Source organism: Pseudomonas sp. SB113, from assembly GCF_040754745.1.
GTDB lineage: Bacteria > Pseudomonadota > Gammaproteobacteria > Pseudomonadales > Pseudomonadaceae > Aquipseudomonas > Aquipseudomonas grimontii.
Genome location: NZ_JBFMHW010000093.1, coordinates 1 through 556, shown reverse-complemented (window position 1 = coordinate 556; position 556 = coordinate 1). Strand labels below are relative to the sequence as shown.

General features: G+C 56.1%; 1 protein-coding gene. It reads left to right on the top strand.

The genetic code is table 11. The features are described from left to right. Positions 1 to 54 precede the first annotated feature (54 nt). The coding region (locus AB1462_RS31580) for a GntR family transcriptional regulator (protein WP_367249002.1) at positions 55 to 556 on the top strand (502 nt) is incomplete at its 3' end.

The window sequence follows — 556 nt, the reverse complement described above, 5'->3', positions numbered from 1 at the left end:
ATACCGTATGCCATAGTGTCTTCCCGGGGCGGGGTGTTTCGAAAGGTGTGACGGATGAGTATCAATTTGTCTGGAGAAGCGATCAAGGTTGAACGCCCTGCGAAAACCCTTCGCGAACTGACGCTGGACAAAATGCGCGAAGCTATTCTGAACGGTTATTTTCGACCGGGAGATCGCCTCGTGGAGCGCGATCTTTGCGGGCAACTCGGTGTCAGCCGCACCATAGTAAGAGAGGTGCTTCGCCATCTCGAATCGGAAGGTCTTGTCGCCAATCTGGCGAACAAGGGACCGATCGTGGCCACACTCAATTGGGACGAAGCCAAACAGATTTATGAAATCCGCGGTGCGCTTGAAGGAATGGCCGCGCGCCTCTGCGCCGAACAAAAAAATTCCGGGACTGCCGACGCCTTGGAAGCCCTGCTTCAGATTATACGTGCCGGCTACCGGGCAAAAGACATGGCAGCGGTTCTCCAGAATACGACAGCTTTCTATCAGACCCTCTTTGGCCGGGTTGGCCGCAAGGTCGCAGGGGGTGTCGTCAGCCTGCTGACCGTGC